Annotated in this window: 17 protein-coding genes; 7 read left to right on the forward strand and 10 right to left on the reverse strand. The window is 66.7% G+C overall.

Annotated features, from left to right (window positions below):
• Positions 1–111 precede the first annotated feature (111 nt).
• The gene (gene bshA / locus E7T09_RS03805) at positions 112–1,236 is read left to right on the forward strand and encodes an N-acetyl-alpha-D-glucosaminyl L-malate synthase BshA (RefSeq protein ID WP_168734682.1); all 1,125 of its coding nucleotides are present in this window, start codon (positions 112–114) and stop codon (positions 1,234–1,236) included.
• Positions 1,237–1,356: 120 nt separating this feature from the next.
• Here bshA and E7T09_RS03810 read toward each other — a convergent pair whose 3' ends face one another.
• The 3 genes from E7T09_RS03810 to sucC all read right to left on the reverse strand — a co-directional run bounded on the left by E7T09_RS03810 (position 1,357) and on the right by sucC (position 4,117).
• The gene (locus tag E7T09_RS03810) at positions 1,357–1,923 is read right to left on the reverse strand and encodes a hypothetical protein (RefSeq protein ID WP_136387782.1); all 567 of its coding nucleotides are present in this window, start codon (positions 1,921–1,923) and stop codon (positions 1,357–1,359) included.
• A gap of 125 nt (positions 1,924–2,048) precedes the next feature.
• On the reverse strand, positions 2,049–2,954 hold the full coding sequence (sucD, locus tag E7T09_RS03815) for a succinate--CoA ligase subunit alpha (protein ID WP_136387783.1): 906 nt from the start codon (positions 2,952–2,954) through the stop codon (positions 2,049–2,051).
• Positions 2,954–4,117, reverse strand: coding sequence for an ADP-forming succinate--CoA ligase subunit beta (gene sucC / locus E7T09_RS03820; protein WP_136387784.1), 1,164 nt, complete (start codon positions 4,115–4,117; stop codon positions 2,954–2,956). Before sucC ends, sucD begins: the two co-directional genes overlap by 1 nt.
• Positions 4,118–4,317: 200 nt before the next feature.
• On the opposite strand from sucC, the gene E7T09_RS03825 reads away from it, so the two are divergent.
• From E7T09_RS03825 to E7T09_RS03835, 3 genes are all read left to right on the forward strand, one after another.
• Positions 4,318–5,367 (forward strand): Xaa-Pro peptidase family protein, encoded by a 1,050-nt coding sequence (locus E7T09_RS03825; protein ID WP_136387785.1) that lies wholly within the window; start codon positions 4,318–4,320, stop codon positions 5,365–5,367.
• Positions 5,368–5,369: 2 nt separating this feature from the next.
• Positions 5,370–5,897 carry an RlpA-like double-psi beta-barrel domain-containing protein gene (locus tag E7T09_RS22510; protein WP_136388468.1) on the forward strand — a complete coding sequence of 176 codons (528 nt, stop codon included), beginning with the start codon at positions 5,370–5,372 and terminating at the stop codon, positions 5,895–5,897.
• A 131-nt stretch (positions 5,898–6,028) separates the two neighbouring features.
• Positions 6,029–6,496, forward strand: a complete 468-nt coding sequence (locus E7T09_RS03835) for a YbjN domain-containing protein (RefSeq protein WP_136387786.1) — start codon at positions 6,029–6,031, stop codon at positions 6,494–6,496.
• A gap of 138 nt (positions 6,497–6,634) precedes the next feature.
• Here the strand turns inward: E7T09_RS03835 and pepF are convergent, their stop codons facing one another.
• Complete coding sequence (gene pepF / locus E7T09_RS03840) at positions 6,635–8,443, reverse strand: oligoendopeptidase F (RefSeq protein WP_136387787.1); 1,809 nt, start codon at positions 8,441–8,443, stop codon at positions 6,635–6,637.
• Positions 8,444–8,531: 88 nt separating this feature from the next.
• Between pepF and E7T09_RS03845 the strand changes: the two genes are divergently transcribed.
• A complete protein-coding gene (locus E7T09_RS03845) occupies positions 8,532–9,752 on the forward strand; it encodes a sugar efflux transporter (protein WP_136387788.1) in 1,221 nt (406 codons plus the stop codon).
• Between the two features lie 140 nt (positions 9,753–9,892).
• Here E7T09_RS03845 and trpA read toward each other — a convergent pair whose 3' ends face one another.
• Genes trpA through E7T09_RS03875 form a run of 6 tightly spaced genes read right to left on the reverse strand, consistent with a single transcriptional unit; the run spans position 9,893 to position 14,393 of the window.
• On the reverse strand, positions 9,893–10,693 hold the full coding sequence (trpA, locus tag E7T09_RS03850; RefSeq protein ID WP_136387789.1) for a tryptophan synthase subunit alpha: 801 nt from the start codon (positions 10,691–10,693) through the stop codon (positions 9,893–9,895).
• Complete coding sequence (gene trpB, locus E7T09_RS03855; RefSeq protein WP_136387790.1) at positions 10,690–11,940, reverse strand: tryptophan synthase subunit beta; 1,251 nt, start codon at positions 11,938–11,940, stop codon at positions 10,690–10,692. Before trpB ends, trpA begins: the two co-directional genes overlap by 4 nt.
• A 59-nt stretch (positions 11,941–11,999) precedes the next feature.
• Positions 12,000–12,905 (reverse strand): tRNA glutamyl-Q(34) synthetase GluQRS, encoded by a 906-nt coding sequence (gene gluQRS, locus E7T09_RS03860; protein WP_136387791.1) that lies wholly within the window; start codon positions 12,903–12,905, stop codon positions 12,000–12,002.
• A 49-nt stretch (positions 12,906–12,954) separates the two neighbouring features.
• Positions 12,955–13,470: a hypothetical protein gene (locus tag E7T09_RS03865; RefSeq protein WP_136387792.1), complete on the reverse strand. Its 516-nt coding sequence runs from the start codon at positions 13,468–13,470 to the stop codon at positions 12,955–12,957.
• Positions 13,446–13,742, reverse strand: coding sequence for a hypothetical protein (locus tag E7T09_RS03870; protein ID WP_136387793.1), 297 nt, complete (start codon positions 13,740–13,742; stop codon positions 13,446–13,448). Before E7T09_RS03870 ends, E7T09_RS03865 begins: the two co-directional genes overlap by 25 nt.
• Before the next feature lie 12 nt (positions 13,743–13,754).
• Positions 13,755–14,393 (reverse strand): ParA family protein, encoded by a 639-nt coding sequence (locus E7T09_RS03875; protein ID WP_136387794.1) that lies wholly within the window; start codon positions 14,391–14,393, stop codon positions 13,755–13,757.
• Positions 14,394–14,439: 46 nt separating this feature from the next.
• On the opposite strand from E7T09_RS03875, the gene E7T09_RS03880 reads away from it, so the two are divergent.
• Positions 14,440–14,670: a hypothetical protein gene (locus E7T09_RS03880; RefSeq protein ID WP_136387795.1), complete on the forward strand. Its 231-nt coding sequence runs from the start codon at positions 14,440–14,442 to the stop codon at positions 14,668–14,670.
• A gap of 72 nt (positions 14,671–14,742) precedes the next feature.
• Complete coding sequence (locus E7T09_RS03885) at positions 14,743–15,573, forward strand: PIG-L deacetylase family protein (protein ID WP_136387796.1); 831 nt, start codon at positions 14,743–14,745, stop codon at positions 15,571–15,573.
• Positions 15,574–15,685: the final 112 nt, after the last annotated feature.

The raw sequence follows: 15,685 nt of genomic DNA on the forward strand, positions 1-15,685 counted from the left end.
GTGGGCACAGGCTGACGAAATACCGGCAGTTCGACCGCTATACTCCGCACCCATGCACGTTCTCATCACCCACATCGGGAGTCATCAGTCAGCTCCGACCTGGAATGGACTGTGAAGGTCGCCGTCCTGTGTCACGCCAGTGCCGGAGGTTCCGGCGTGGTGGCCACGGAACTTGGGCTGATGGTCGCCCGGGCGGGTCACGAGGTGCATTTCGTGGGCACTGCACAACCGTTCCGGCTGTCCGGCCACGGCGGCATGCGCGGCCCATATTTCCACCAAGTAAGTTCCTTCGCCTACGCCCTCTTTGAGCAGCCGTACCCGGAACTGGCCGCCGCGAACACCCTCACGGAAGTCATCCTCGAACATGACATCCAGCTGTCGCATGCGCACTACGCGATTCCACATGCTACCGCAGCCATCCATGCCAAGGCCATCACCGGCCGGTCGCGGGTGATGACCACTCTTCACGGAACTGACGTCACGCTCGTCGGCGCGGAACCCGCCTTCCGGCATACGACCCGGCACGCGATCGAACGCAGCAACCATGTCACTGCCGTCTCGACATTCCTGGCCGACCAGACGCGCGAGGTCTTTGGCGTCGACCGTGAAATCGAGGTCATTCACAACTTCGTTGACGGCGACCGCTTCACCCGGATTACCGATCCGGCCGTTCGCGCCCGCTTCGCTCATCCGGACGAGGCGCTGCTGGTTCACGTCAGCAACTTCCGACCGGTCAAACGCACCGAGGACGTGGTGGAGGTCTTTGCGCGAGTGGCCAGTGAGATGCCCGCCCGTCTGCTGATGGTCGGAGACGGCCCTGATCGGCCGCGGGCCTTCGAACTCGCCCGACAGCTCGGCGTGATTGGCCGCACGCACTTCCTGGGCTCCTTCCCCGATGTCGAGACGGTGCTCGGGATCAGCGACCTCTTCCTCCTGCCAAGCTCCAAGGAGAGTTTCGGTCTGGCCGCGTTGGAAGCCATGAGCTGTGAGGTTCCGGTCGTCGCAGCGCGGGCTGGTGGAATTCCGGAGGTCGTCGACGACGGGCTGACGGGCGTCCTCTGCCCGGTCGGAGACGTGGACGGCATGGCGCACGGTGCCCTGCGGATCCTGCGGGATCGGGACATGTACACCACCATGGGCCGCGCGGCACGAGAAGCCGCACTGACACGCTTCCATCCGCATCGGATCGTGCCCCAATATCTTGCGGCATACGGACGCACAATTGGGAACACGTAATTCCTTAGTTGTGAGCCTAAGCAACAGAGGGGTCACAGTCCCATCATATCCAGTTATTGAGATTATCCTTCAGACAACGAAATTGTTTCTGGCATTCAGTGATGCCCGAAATGGCTTACCTCAGCGACGCATTCGGATCGTCACCGGCTGGTCGCCGGTGAAGGCTCGCACGGTCACACCTCGTCCGACGTCGATCAGGAACGCGTTCCAGCCACGTTTTAGGGACGCCTGGTATCCCCGGTTGGCCGTCACCAAGACGTCTCCACTAACCCAGGTGACGAACAGCGTCGCGTTGCCCGCGGAGGGTGGCACCTCCCGCATGGTCTCCCCGTCATCGTAGTGACCGTTGGCATTCTGATCGCGGTAGGCGAAGAACTTGAGTTCAGCCGCCTGAACGGGGGTGCTCACGGTGACCGGGTCGATCACGCCGGGCCAGGAGATGTTCTGCGGCGTGAGGCTGACCTGGGCGCGGGCAGGCGGCACCGTCTCGGGCACCTGCAACTGAAAGCGGCCATTCTGCACCGGCACACTCACGAACTCCTGTAAGGGCTGCCCGTACGGAGTCACCACGAAGCCCCCGATGCGGGTGTCTGGGCCCACGCCATCGGCCGTGCCCGCCACGGTCAGGGCTGCACCGTGACCGGCGGCCAGGGCAAGCAGGACGGGCAGGGAGTGGGAGGGCTTCATAGCTTCAGTCTACGCAGGCAGCTGACGCGCTTGTGATGCGGGCGCCTGTCTTAGCCTTTTCACGGCGCACATGAAGCGGGGGAACGAGGCCCCCTGGCCACGCTCCCCCGCTTCATTCGAACCGCTTATTGGCCGAGTGCTTTTTTCACCAGGTCGATGATTTCCGGCATGGTGTCCGCGACCGGAACGTTAGCGGCCTGGAACGCCGCGAGCTTGCTCTCGGGAGTGCCCACATCGCCCATGATGATTGCGCCCGCGTGGCCCATGCGTTTGCCCTTGGGCGCGCTGCGGCCGCTGATGAAGGCCACGACGGGCTTCTTCATGCTGGACTTGATGTACTCGGCGGCGGCTTCCTCGTCCGCACCACCGATCTCACCGATCACGACAACCGCGTCGGTGTCGGGGTCAGCCTCGAACAGGGGCAGCACGTCCGCGAAGGTCGTGCCGATCACCGGGTCGCCGCCGATACCGACGGTGGTGCTGGTGCCCATGCCCGCATCGTTCAGCAGCTTCGCGGCCTCGTACGTCAGGGTGCCGCTGCGGCTGATCAGGCCGATCCGGCCCGGCTTGGCGTAGATCTTGTTCGGCATGATGCCGACCTTCGCCTCGCCGTTCGTGACCAGGCCAGGGCAATTGCCCCCGATCAGGCGCACGCCCTCGCCGCCGTGGGCGCGGCTGTGCTCGTCCAACGACCGGACTTCCTGCACGGCGCGCATCATGTCGATGGTCGGCACACCCTCGGTGATCAGGATGACCAGGGGAATGCCCGCGTGGGCCGCTTCCAGCACGGCATCGGCCGCGCCCGCCGGGGGCACGAAGATGATCGACACATTCGCGCCGGTCGCGGCCTTCGCCTCGGCGACCGAGTTGAAGATCGGCCAGCCCTCGAAATCCATGCCGCCCTTGCCCGGCGTGACGCCCGCGACGACCTGCGTGCCGAATTCCTTCATGGCGCGCGAGTGGCTGGCGCCCTCACGGCCGGTCATGCCCTGCACGATGACCTTGCTGTTCTTGTCGACGAGAATGCCCATTACTTGCTCCCCTGGCTGACGGCGTTGGCTTCCTTGGCCGCTTCGTCGGCCGCCTCGAACATGGTCGCGTACATCTGGATCAGGGGGCTGTTCACTTCGGCGAGCAGCGCCTTGGCCTCGTCCTCGGCCGTACCCGCGATGCGCATGCGCACGGGCTTGGTCAGGATACCGTCCTTCAGGGCCTGGATGACGCCCTTGGCCACCTCGTCGGCGCGGGTGATACCGCCGAAGATGTTGATGAAGATCGCCTTGACGTCGCTGTCCTTGCTGACCAGCTTGATGGCGTTGTAGACGATCTCCGCCTTGGCGCCACCGCCGATGTCGAGGAAGTTGGCGGGTTTCGCCCCTGCGCGGTTTACGACGTCCAGCGAGGTCATGACGATGCCCGCACCGTTGCCCAGCACGCCCACGTTGCCGTCGAGTTTCACGTACGCGAACCCGTACTTGCTCGCCTCGATCTCCAGCGGGTGTTCGGCTTCCAGCTCCCGCCAGTCGGCCAGATCCTTGTGCCGGTACATGGCGTTGTCGTCGACCTCGAACTTGGTGTCGAGCGCGACCGGCACGCCGTCCGGCCCGACGAACAGCGGGTTGATTTCGACGAGCACCGCGTCGCGCGCGAAGGCGGCCTCGCTCATCTTGACCATCATGTCCGCGATCTTGTTCAGGTTGCCCTTGAACCCGGCCTTGATGGCCACGTCGCGCGCCTCGTAGGGACGCAGGCCCGTGACTGGGTCGACGCGGTGGCGGATGATCTTCTCGGGGGTGGCGGCGGCGACTTCCTCGATCTCCATGCCGCCCTCGGCGGAGGCCATCAGGGTGAAGCTCTGCACGTTACGGTCCACGATCATGCCGACGTAGTACTCGGTGCCCGCGTCGATATCCACGGCGCGCGTGACCAGCACCTTGTTCACGGTGAGGCCCTTGATGTCCATGCCGAGGATCTTCTCGCCGTTCTCGAAGGCCTTGTCCTCGGTGGGGCTGAATTTCACGCCGCCCGCCTTGCCCCGGCCGCCCACGTGCACCTGGGCCTTGACCACGACCGGCTGGCCGTACTCGCGCGCAATGGAGCGCACCTCGTCGGGCGTCCGCGCGACCTTGCCGTCCTGGACGTTCACGCCGAACTGACGCAGGATATCCTTGCCCTGATACTCGTGAAGTTTCACGCCTGATGCCTCCTTGGGGTGAGGGTCGCCGCGCGACCACTGCTGTACTTTCCCGAAGAATGAGTATAAGCGGGTCGCGCATTGCTGGCCCCCGCTTGTCCCTGTACCGGGAACAGACGCCTGCGGCGTCTCCCCTGCCCTGTGCGGTCGGTGCGCCCGGTCAGGACGGTGAATGGGGTGGCGTGTTACCGTTGCGTGCAATGACAACACTGGACGAGTTGCAGGGCGCACTGCGCCGCGCCGGGGTGGATGCCCTGTGGATCAGCGATCCTTCCAACGTGCGGGCCATCACGGGCTTCACGTCGGGCAAGGACGGCAAGGTGCTCGTGACGCCGGATGGAGCCACGCTCTACACGGATGCGCGGTACACGGTGCAGGCGGCGGGCGAGTCGAGCGTGCCGCAGTTCATCGCCCGGCCGCCCGACACCTACCTGCACGCCGCCCCGGCACTCAAAGGCCTTCGCGTGGGCTTCGAGGCCGATCACCTGACGGTGGTCCTGCTGGACGACCTGCGGGATCACTGGCCGGATTCGACGCTGGTGCCCGTGCGCGGTCTCGTGCAGGGCTTCCGGCTTCGCAAGGACGAGCGCGAGCTGGACGCCATCCGGGAAGCGCAGCGGATCGCGGACGCCGCCTTCACGCAGGTGCGGCCCCTGATCCGCCCCGGCGTGACCGAGCTGGAAATCGCGCTGGAACTGGAACTCGCCATGCGCCGCGCTGGCGCCCAGAGCGCCTTCGAGATCATCGTGGCGAGCGGGCCGAACGGAGCCAAGCCACACGGCGTGGCCTCCTCGCGGGTCATCGGGCACAACGAACTCGTCACGGTGGACATGGGCGCGCAGGTGAACGGGTACCACAGCGACATGACGAGAACGGTGGCCGTAGGCGATCCGTCCGCCGAGTTGCGCCGCCTCTACCGCGCGGTGCTGGAGGCCGAGGAAGCGGCGGTGGCCGCCGTCGGGCCGGGCGTGCGCGCCGCCGACCTCGACCATCTGGCCCGCGACCTGCTGACCGGACACGGCCTCGGCGTGTACTTCGCGCACTCGCTGGGGCATGGAGTCGGGCTGGACGTCCACGAGGGGCCGGGCCTGCGGGGCACGAGTGAGGACGTGCTGGAACCGGGCATGGTCATCACCATCGAACCCGGCGTGTATATCCCCGAGGTCGGCGGCGTGAGGATCGAGGATCTGGTGCTGGTTACCGAGACGGGCCATGAGGTGCTGAGCCAGTCGGAGAAAGAGGTTCTGTGACCATGTGGGGCTGGAGTCGGGCCGCCGCCCTGATCGGCGCCGCCTTACTCGGGACAGCGGGTGCCGCCCGGGTCTACCGGGTTCAGCCGGGCGACACGCTGTGGTCGCTCGCCCGAGCAAACGGCACGACCGTGCAGGCGCTGCTCGACCTGAATCCCCGCCCGGACTCGACGTTGCGGCTGAATGAAGTGATCTTGCTGCCGGACAGGGAGGGTACAGGTACGCCAGCCGCTCAGCCGTCAGGAGCATCCACACAGTTCCCGGGGCAGGTCGGGCAGGCCGTGTATTACCCCGGCCGTCCCGACCCGAGGACGACCATGACTGCCGCGCACCTGACGCTTCCCAGGGGCACGTGGGTTCGGGTGACCCACCGCGTGACCGGCCGGAGCGTGGACGTGCTGATCAACGACCGGGGGCCGTTCGGGATGCCGTCGAGGATCATCGACCTGTCCGAAGCGGCGGCGGCCCAGCTGGGGATCATCGGCGAGGGCGTGGCCCCCGTGACGGTGGTCATCCTGTCCAGGCCCTGAAGGTCGGCCCACGTGAACGTGAAGATGCCGGTCAAGGGGGCCGGGAGCGGGCGGTGTTAGAATCTTCCGGGTTTCAATCCACACACAGCTTCAACCTGATGTGTATCACCCCACCGAGGAGGATGGTTTAAATGACGATGGACACGGCACTCCTGACGCTGGATACGCTGGCGAAGTACCTGAAAGAGAAGGAAGTCCAGCTGGACATGGAAGACAACAACGGCCAGCGGTTCATCCGCATGGGCTGGCGCTTCGAGATGGGCGACGCGGCCGTGCTGGTCAGCGTGAACGACGGCCCGAACAACACCAGCCGCCTGGAGATCACCTGCGTGACCCAGAAGCAGTACAACGGCCGCCGCAACGAGGTCGTGAACATGCTCAACGACCGCAACCGCGAGCGGGCCTTCGCGCGCAGCATTGACGCCGACGGCAACGTCTGGCTGGAATACGTGGGCTTCTACCCCACCCTGGCCGAGATGCCCCAGGAAACCTTCGACACGCTGTTCGGCGGCGTCCTGATGCACTTCCAGGACGACTACGGCACGCTGGAAGGCGTGTCTCCGGCCGGCGGGATGCAGGTTCAGCAGCCCCAGGCCTGAACCCAGCGCAATGGGCGGGTCGATCCCGCCCATTCTCTCGCCACGTTAAGTGAATCATTTCACGATCAGCGAAATCGTGAAATGATTGTCGCCCCCATCGGCTCCTCAAGTGCGTCTACGTCTTCACCCCTCCACCATTCACCGCTGGGCCAGCAATTCCTCCAATCGATCCACATACCTGGCCAGTGTGCGGAACGTTGCCTCGACCGGTGCGGCGCTCAACATGTCCACCCCCGCTTCTTTCAGGGCGTCGATGGGATCGAGGCTGCCGCCGGACTCCAGGAAACGCACGTAATTCGTGCGCGCGGCGACCGGATCGTGGTCGAACTGTTCCAGCAGCTGGTGGGCCGCGCTGATCCCGGTCGCGTACTGGTAGGCATAGAAATTGGCGTACAGGTGGGTCGAGAACTGGGCCCACATGATGCCGCTGCGCTCGCGATCCATGGTCACACCCTCGCCATACCCCTGCTGAAGGAGACCGGCGGTCAGATCGATCAGTTCAGGAGCGCTGAGTGTTCCCCGCGCCTCGATGCGGCGGTAACACTCCAGTTCGAAGGCCGCAAGGGTGGGCATGATGAAGAAGTAGCGGTGGAAATTTGAAAGCGCCTCCTCAATGATCTGCACCTCAAACTCGGTATCGCCGGCGGCGCGGGCCTGCCGCAGCAGATGCTGGCGCACCATGGCCTGGTTGAAATTGCTGGCGACTTCGGCGTGGAAGAGGGTGTAGCGCGGCACGCTGTACGGGTGGGCGCGGCTTGACAGGAGCGAATGCATGGAGTGCCCGATCTCGTGTGCCAGGGTGGAGTAGGAATTCATGGTGCCGTTCCAGGTCATGAAGATGAACGGCTTGACCCGGCCTCCCCCGTTCGAGTACGCGCCCTGACGTTTGCCGTCGTTCTCGGCGTAATCCACCCAGCGGCCGGTGGTCAGACCCTCGCGCATCTCACGCACGTAGTCGTCGCCCAGCGGAGCCATGCCCTCGGCGATCCATTCGACCGCCTGGGGATAGGACACCTCGCGGCTGGGCACCAGCGCGGCCTTCACATCGAATTCGCGCAGTTCTGGCAGCTTCAGCCAATCCCGCCGGACGCGCCAATAGCGGTGCCACGTGGGTGTGTTCGAGCGGTAGGTGTCGAGCAGCGTGGTGACGACCTGCGTCGGGATGGCATCGGGCGCGAGACTGGCCGTGATGGTGTCCGGGTACCTCCGCGCGCGCGCCAGGAACACGCTCTGACGGACGTTCGTGGCGTACATGGCGGCCTGGGCGTGCCGGACGGCCAGATGGGCGTCGGCATACTGTTCCCAGGCCTCCCGCCGGATCTCGCGGTCGGCCGAGGCCGTCAGGCGATCCACGTTGCCCTGGGTAACGGACTCGCCGCCGGCCGTGCCGAAGCGCAGATCCATGTTCGCGAGGGCCGGGTGAATGCCACGCTCGCTGGCGAAGGGGGCCTGCACCGCGCCAAGCAGGGCTTCGATCTCGGCCGACCGGACGTGCGGGCGGTTGCGCAGCATGCGCTCCAGGCGCACGCGCTGGTCAGCGAAGTCAGGGCGGGCCAGCCAGCCCGCCAGGGTGGCCTCCGGAATGGCCAGCAGTTCCGGCTGGGCAAACGCAGTGACGCTTCCCAGCTGGGCCAGCAGGCCGTTGGCCCGGTCCCTGCGTGCCCCGGCCACGGCGTCGCGGCCATCCACACTGGCCGTCATGGAGGCATACGACGCAAACCGCTGCATCCGGAGTTGCACGGCGTCCGCGTCCGTGAGGTAGGCCAGCAGCGCTTCAGGCGTTTTGGCGAGCTGCCCACGGTGGCGATCCAGGGCGTCGATGTCGGTGGGCAGACGATCTCCCTCGGCCTCCCAGTCGGCGGGCGTAGCATAGAGCGCCTCGATATCCCAGGTCTGTTCTTGCGGGACGTCGGCACGGGCAGGCAGGGCCTTCACAGCGGCAGTCATACCTGAGGCTAGCACTCGCCTCACGTTTTCTGAATTGATTCAGAAGGCGGCGGGTGTAAGCTCAGGTCAGCATGACCGGACGGTACCCATGACGACGAGCACCCAGCCCCAGACCGCCTTCCTTCCCACCCTTCTCCAGCTGCCGGGATTTGCCGGACTCGCCGCCTCCGTCTTCTTCCTGGGCTTCGGCGTGTCGCTCGCCGGGCCGTTCATGGCTCTGTACGGTGTGAACCACATCGGCATGACGCCGTTGCAACTCGGGGTTTTCCTGACCCTGAACGCGGTGAGTGCCGTGCTGCTCAGCACCCGTCTGGCGCGCTCGTCCGACCGGCTCACCAACCGCCGCCCCCTGGTGCTGTTCACGCTGGCCATGGCCGCTGCGGGGCAGTTCGGCCTGGCTCTGGCCCACGCCTACGCGGCCGTGCTCGTCATCGGGATGCTGCTGATGGGCCTGGGGGCTGCCGCCTTTCCGCAGCTGTTCGCGTACGCCCGCACACAGATGAGCGGCGCGCCGATCGACATTGCCGAGCGCGGGCAGACCGTGTTGCGATCGATGTTCTCGCTCGCGTTTGTGGTCGGCCCTGGCCTGGGGGCCGCCGCCCTGGCGCGCTTCGACTTCGCGGGCGTATTCCTCCTGTCCGGCCTGTGCCTGCTGCTCGCCGCCACACCCGTGCTGCTCAGCCGCAGCATCGGCATCAAGGCCACGCCCACCGGCCATACGGTCACGGAGCCCCGCAGCACGGCCCCCACCCGGCCGCTGGCGCTGGTGTCGCTGGCGTTCGTGTTGTACGGCATGAGCATGCTGATGGCCATGAGCATGTTCCCGCTGTTCGTCACGCAGACCCTGCACGGCACGACCGCGCAGGTCGGAATGCTGGTCAGCATCTGCGCCCTGCTGGAAATCCCGTTCATGCTGGGGCTGGTCATGCTGCGCCGCCTGCCGAGCGTCGAGTGGCTGGTCAAGGGCGCGATGGGCCTGTTCGTGCTCCACTTCGCCCTGATCTACCTCGCCCATGGCATGCCCATGCTGATCGCCACGCAGGTCGTCCGGTCGCTGGTGCTGGCGATCCTCGCCGGACTGGGCATGACCTACTTCCAGCAGCTGATGCCCGGCCGGGTCAGCGCCGCCACGACACTGTTCTCCAACACCATGAACGTCGGCGGCATGCTCTCCGGCATCGTCTCCGGGGCCATCGCCCAGGCCTTCGGCTACCGGGACGTGTATATCGTGTGCGCCGTCCTGACCTTCGCAGCCTGGGCCGTGATGCAGGTGATCACACGGCCCTCCCGCACCGCACAGACGGCCTGAGCTGGCAGGGAGCAAGCTCCGTGCCAGACGCGATGAGCCCTCCTTACCGTAGTCCTCTACGTCACAAGTCCTCGATAATGACTGACGCCCACATCGACAAAGCGGTGTGGGCGTAAAACGCGGTCTTCAGGCTCTGTGGTTCAGCGCTGGCAGCCGGCAGCAATGGCCCCGGCGAGCGCTCGGAGATCCTGTCCCTTCTGCACCGCGTCGATGAAGGCGCTGCCGACGACCACGCCGTCCGCGACGCGGGCGATCTCGCTGGCCGTGGCCGCGTCCTTGACGCCGAAGCCCACCGCGACGGGCACCCGGGCGTACTTCCGCGCCAGGGCGAGCATGGCGGGTACCTCGCCCAGCGCGGAGCCCTCGCGGGTGCCGGTCACCCCCGTCACGCTCACGGCGTACAGGAAGCCCGTGCAGGCTCGGGCCACGAGTTCCACGCGGGCGGGGGTGCTGGTGGGCGCGATCAGGAAGGTGACGGCGAGACCGTACTCGGCGGCCAGATCGGCGATCTCCAAGTCTTGATCCGGCGGCAGATCTGGGAGGATCAGGCCGTCCACGCCCGCTTCGGCGGCCAGCCGCATGAATTCGCGCGGCCCGACCGCGTAGATAGGATTCACGTAGGTCATGACGACGATGGGCGTGTCGTGCCGCTGGCGCAGGTCGGCGATCAGTTGCAGGGTGCGCCGGGTGCTCGTGCCGCCCGCCAGGGCCTGCTCGCTGGCCCGCTGGACAGTGGGGCCGTCCCCCAACGGATCGGAGTACGGAATGCCCACTTCCATCAGGTCGGCGTGCTCCAGCAGGGCGTCCGCCACGGCCGGGAACGCCTCGGCGGTGGGGTACCCGGCGGTCATGAAGGGAATGAAGGCGGCGCGGTTCTCGGCGGCCGCTCGGGCGAAGGCGGCATGCAGGCGGGCCACGCCACGGCTCTGCAGGGCGGTCATGCGAGCACCTCCGGTGCGGGAGCGTCCTGGTGAACCTGGAGCAGGCGGGCGACCTCGGCCACGTCCTTGTCGCCGCGCCCTGAGAGGTTCACGACGATCACCTGATCCGGGCGCATGGTGCCCGCGAGCTGCACGGCGTAATAGATCGCGTGCGCGCTTTCCAGGGCCGGAATGATGCCCTCCAGACGCGTGCACAGTTGCAGGCCCTCGAGTGCCTGGGCATCGGTGACGGGCACGTACTCCGCGACGCCGGTCGTGGCGTACTGGCAATGTTCCGGCCCGATGCCGGGGTAGTCGAGGCCCGCGCTGATGGAGTGCGGCGGGACGATCTGACCCTCGTCGTCGTTCAGCAGGTACATCATCGAGCCGTGCAGGACGCCGACGCGGCCCCCGGCGACGCTGGCGGCATGGCGTCCGGTCTCGACGCCCTCACCGGCGGCCTCGGTGCCGATCAGGCGGGGGCGCTGGCCGTCGGGCAGATAGGCGTAGGGCGCGAAGATGCCGATGGCATTGCTGCCCCCACCGACACAGGCCACGATGGCGTCTGGTGTGTCGCGCCCCTCAACGGCCTGGAGCTGCCACTTGGTTTCCTCGCCGATGACGGACTGGAAGTCCCGCACCATGGCCGGGTAGGGGTGCGGACCGACCACGCTGCCCAGGATGTAGAAGGTGTCACGCACGTTGGTGACCCAGTCGCGGATGGCCTCGTTCGTGGCGTCCTTGAGGGTGCTGGTGCCAGACGTGACCTCGCGGACTTCGGCGCCCAGGAGCTGCATGCGGAACACGTTCAGAGCCTGCCGCCGGATGTCCTCGGCGCCCATGTACACCACACAGTTCAGGCCCAGCAGGGCGGCGGCCGTGGCACTGGCCACCCCGTGCTGGCCGGCCCCGGTCTCGGCAATCACGCGCTTCTTGCCCATCCGGACGGCCAGCAGCGCCTGCGCGAGGCAGTTGTTGATCTTGTGCGCGCCCGTGTAGTTGAAGTCCTCGCGCTTGAGGTAGATCTTCGCGCCGCCCCCATGCTCGGTGAGCCGCTGGGCGAGGTACAGCGGGCTGGGGCGGTTCACGTAGTCGCGCAGCAGGCGGTCGAGGTCATTCAGGAAGGCGGGGTCGCGTTTGGCCGCCGCATAGGCGGCTTCGAGTTCGTCCAGGGCCGGAATGAGGGTTTCCGGGACGTAGCGTCCGCCGAAGCGGCCGTAGCGCCCACGTTCATCCGGCATCGGATAGTCAGGCAGGTGAAGGGTCATTGGAACTCCAGCGTAGGAGCCTTCGTTACACCCGGTACATAAAAACTTAGACAACTGGTCTAAGTTTGTGTGCCCGCTACGCTTATCGGCGCGCCACACCATGCCCTCCAGAATGGGATGAGATCGTGCGGCGTGATCTCGTCGGGCACGTCCCAGCCGAGGCTGCGGGCCAGAGCTGCCACCACCCCTCCGGCCGTTCGACTGGACTCCCGCAGGTCTCTGACGCCAGGAGCGCCGTTCCGCTTGGCTAGACGCTGCCCTTCGAAATCCTTCATGAGGGGCAGGTGCCTGTATGTAAGCGCGGGGTAGCCCAAGGCCTTTTGTAAGGCGACCTGCCGTGGCGTGGCTGTCCACAGATCCTCGCCGCGCACCACGTCTGTCACGCCCATCAGGGCGTCGTCCACCACGACCGCCAGGTGATACGCGTACACTCCGTCGTTCCGGCGCAATACCAGATCCCCGACCTCATTCGAGAGGCACTGGCAGAGCGTCCACTCCCGGAGGGCGTCGTGGACACACACGGTGATGGCTGGTACCCGCCAGCGCACCGCCGCCGGGCGTCCCGGATGGAACGGCACCCCACGGCACGTCCCCGGATACACCGGTTCTTCCCCGTGCGGTGCCCCGGCGCTGTCCTCGATGGCCGCCAGCACCTCGCGGCGCGTGCAGGTACATGGGTAGGTGTCCAGGCGACCCAGGGCGTCGGCATAGACGTCCAGCCGCTCGGACTGGAGATATTCTTCGTTCCAGTCAAGTCCCAGCCACTCCAGATCACGTCGGGTCACGTCGTAGGCCCAAGCCCGCACCCGGCTGGTATCAAGATCCTCGAAGCGCAGGAGATGACGACCTCCGCCCGCCCGCGAGTGCAGCCACGCGAGCAGGGCCGTGCGGGCATTCCCCAGGTGCATGGCGCCTGTAGGACTGGGCGCGAACCTCCCCACCACTGTTCCCCCGGTCTCCGGCATGTGGTCAGGGTAGTGCATGTCTTTCTGCGGCCAGGGTTCGAAGTTCACCCTACTTCAGTTCGTCCCACACGGCCAGGAGGACGCCGATCACCAGCGCCACAAAGGCGAGAAAGGCAATAGCGCTGCCCAGTGGGGCCGCCATGTTCAGCGCGTTCGCGGCGCCCAGCAGCTGCCACCAGTCGTGCGTGTCCGGATCGCCAGTAATCAGATCGAGGTTCCGCGTCGGCGCGTCCCGGACGTACGTGGCCACACCCATCAGCGACTGGCCCGCCCACAGGGTCATCAGCCCGGCCGCGTATCGGTCGCGGCGCTGCAGGAATGCGGCCGCGCAGCCCAGCGGCACCAGCACCTGCATGAGGCTGCCGCCCAGCAGCATGACCGTCTCGCCAAGCACACTGAAGATCACGTGCCCCGCCTCGTGAAAGACGAGATCCACATGGTCGAGCAGGCTCCCAGAGAGCGGGTGCAGCACGCCGGGCACCGTGACCAGCAGGGCCACGGCGAGGCCCACCCACCGGCCCCAGCGACGAACCGCCGGATTCAGCGCGTCCTCGCCCGCAGCCACGCGAGCAGCAGATCCTCGACCAGCTCGCTCACGCTCTCCCCACCATCCCGTTTCACCTCGCGCCAGACTGCCCGGACGGTCTCCTGCCGGACATACACCCGGGAGACCTGCTCGGAGGATGGCGGAGCGGTCGGATCCACCCGGATGGTCACGGGGCCGACTTCAGCAGCGCGAGTTTTCGCCGCCTTCCTCTCGGCCTTCTTTGCCTTCTTGTCCCGCTTCCGCCCGGACTTCTTGCCGGTGCGCGGCTCCAGGTAATCGAATCGGGTCATGGAGCCCTCACGTCAGATCAGTTCCTGCGCGAGGGTGACCACGTCCGCCCATGCGCTCTGGGCGCGTGGATCGCGGACATCGCGGGCCAGCAGGCCCAGTTCCGCCGCCTTGGTGTAGGCCGCGTACTGCCGGATGACGGTGTTGCACACGCGCATCCCAGCGTCCCGGAGTTCCTCGCGCACCTCCTCCGCCGCGTTGCCCACGGGCGGCACCCGGCACAGCACCACCCGCAGGTTCTGGGCGGCCGGCCCCTGACCGTCGAGATAATCGACGAGTTCACGTGTCGCCTCGCCTTCCAGGGCACTCACTCCGCTGGGCACCAGCAGCAGATCGGCGCGTTCAGCGAGCGCCCGGAGTTCCTTGCGCTTGGGCCGCCCCTCGGTATCGATGACAATCACGTCGCTGGCCGCGAGCACCTTGGGCTTCGCGCCGTCCGGGTCGAGCACCGGGAACCCCAGGCCCCCATGCTTGGCCCCGCGCTCGGCCCAGCGGATCGAGCTGCCCACCCGGCCATCCTCATCGACCAGCACGACCTTCAGTCCCCGCTCTGTCAGCGCTCCGGCGAGGTGCACGGCAAGCGTACTCTTGCCCACACCGCCCTTCTCGGACGTGATCGCCAGAATGCGTGGGCCCCCCACAGCCTTCCCCATGGGCCCGAGCGTAGCAGAGTGTGTCCAGGGGCCGCATCATGGCGGCATGACCGACGCCGACCGGCTCTCGACCCTGCTCGCCTCGGAACCCTACTGGACCGCTCACGCACTCAAAACGCAGGGCAGCCGCTTTCACCGTGCGCTCGGCGACGCCCTGGACGCCGCCGACGCTGTGAACCGCCGCAAGCTGTACCAGACCTGGACGGCTGAATTCTGGGACTTCTACGGGCGTGGCCTCCGCCTGCAGGCCGGTGAAGCTCCACCGTCGTTCGGGTAAGAGAATAATGCTCTGCTGGGCCACAGGCGTGGGTCGCAGTGTGCAGGGAACAGCGTGTCCTACACTGCACCGATGACTGCTGCCCCTCCCACCCTGCTGGCCGTGTTCGCCCACCCCGATGACGAGGCATTCAGCGTCGGCGGCACCCTCACGCACTACGCCCGCAAGGGAGTCCGCATCGTGCTGGTCTGCGCCACACGCGGCGAGGCCGGGAAGATCACGGTGCCCGGCATGACGGTCGACGACCTGGGCGCCCAGCGGGAACAGGAACTCCGCGCCGCCTGCGAGGCCCTGGAAATCCCGCCACCCGTCTTCCTCGACTTTCACGACTCGGGCCGCTACGAGCGCACCCGCCACGACGATCCCCTGGCCCTGATGAACCTGACGCCCCTGGAGATCGAGACGAAGGTGAAAGCCGTCATCGACGAGGTGCGGCCGCAGGTCATCGTGACCTTCGATCCGCACGGAGGGTACGGGCACATCGACCACCTCAAGATCCACCGGGCCACCGTGGCGGCCTTCTTCAGCTCCGGTCAACTGGAGGGAGGCGGCCCGCAACGTCTGTACTACACGGCCATGACCACCGAGGCCGCGCAGGGCCTGTCGCGCCTGGGCCGTGACCTGGATCCCATGCTCTACGGCGTGTCCGACGACACGGTCGCCGTGAGCATTCCCGTGGCGGCCTACGCCGAGAACAAGAAGGCTGCACTGGCCGCCCACGGCACGCAGATGGGCGAGGAGAGCATCCTGGGCCGCATGACGCCCGAGGAGCGTGCCCAGATGGAGCGCATGCGCTTGGGCCAGGAACGCTTCAGCATCGGCGGGACGCGTACCGCCCTTGCGAACTACCCGTTACGTGGCCTCTTCGACGGCGTGCCTGGGTGCGAGGAACTGGACGACTGATCGGCGGCCTTGTTGCTGAGCTTCGACCCAGAAGGCCGCGCCTCAACGCGGGTCGAGTCGGCTGGTGGGTACTGGACAGATCACTCTGACCGGGTTCAAGAAGCGGCGCTCC

Origin of the sequence: Deinococcus sp. KSM4-11, from assembly GCF_004801415.1 — a bacterium.
Lineage (GTDB): Bacteria > Deinococcota > Deinococci > Deinococcales > Deinococcaceae > Deinococcus.

Bases quoted from the DNA above. Each gene is read 5' to 3' on its own strand.
- E7T09_RS03810 (WP_136387782.1), bottom strand. From the start codon at position 1,923: ATGAAGCCCTCCCACTCCCTGCCCGTCCTGCTTGCCCTGGCCGCCGGT.
- sucD (WP_136387783.1), bottom strand. From the start codon at position 2,954: ATGGGCATTCTCGTCGACAAGAACAGCAAGGTCATCGTGCAGGGCATG.
- E7T09_RS03825 (WP_136387785.1), top strand. From the start codon at position 4,318: ATGACAACACTGGACGAGTTGCAGGGCGCACTGCGCCGCGCCGGGGTG.
- E7T09_RS22510 (WP_136388468.1), top strand. From the start codon at position 5,370: ATGTGGGGCTGGAGTCGGGCCGCCGCCCTGATCGGCGCCGCCTTACTC.
- E7T09_RS03835 (WP_136387786.1), top strand. From the start codon at position 6,029: ATGACGATGGACACGGCACTCCTGACGCTGGATACGCTGGCGAAGTAC.
- pepF (WP_136387787.1), bottom strand. From the start codon at position 8,443: ATGACTGCCGCTGTGAAGGCCCTGCCTGCCCGTGCCGACGTCCCGCAA.
- E7T09_RS03845 (WP_136387788.1), top strand. From the start codon at position 8,532: ATGACGACGAGCACCCAGCCCCAGACCGCCTTCCTTCCCACCCTTCTC.
- trpA (WP_136387789.1), bottom strand. From the start codon at position 10,693: ATGACCGCCCTGCAGAGCCGTGGCGTGGCCCGCCTGCATGCCGCCTTC.
- trpB (WP_136387790.1), bottom strand. From the start codon at position 11,940: ATGACCCTTCACCTGCCTGACTATCCGATGCCGGATGAACGTGGGCGC.
- gluQRS (WP_136387791.1), bottom strand. From the start codon at position 12,905: ATGCCGGAGACCGGGGGAACAGTGGTGGGGAGGTTCGCGCCCAGTCCT.
- E7T09_RS03870 (WP_136387793.1), bottom strand. From the start codon at position 13,742: ATGACCCGATTCGATTACCTGGAGCCGCGCACCGGCAAGAAGTCCGGG.
- E7T09_RS03875 (WP_136387794.1), bottom strand. From the start codon at position 14,393: ATGGGGAAGGCTGTGGGGGGCCCACGCATTCTGGCGATCACGTCCGAG.
- E7T09_RS03880 (WP_136387795.1), top strand. From the start codon at position 14,440: ATGACCGACGCCGACCGGCTCTCGACCCTGCTCGCCTCGGAACCCTAC.
- E7T09_RS03885 (WP_136387796.1), top strand. From the start codon at position 14,743: ATGACTGCTGCCCCTCCCACCCTGCTGGCCGTGTTCGCCCACCCCGAT.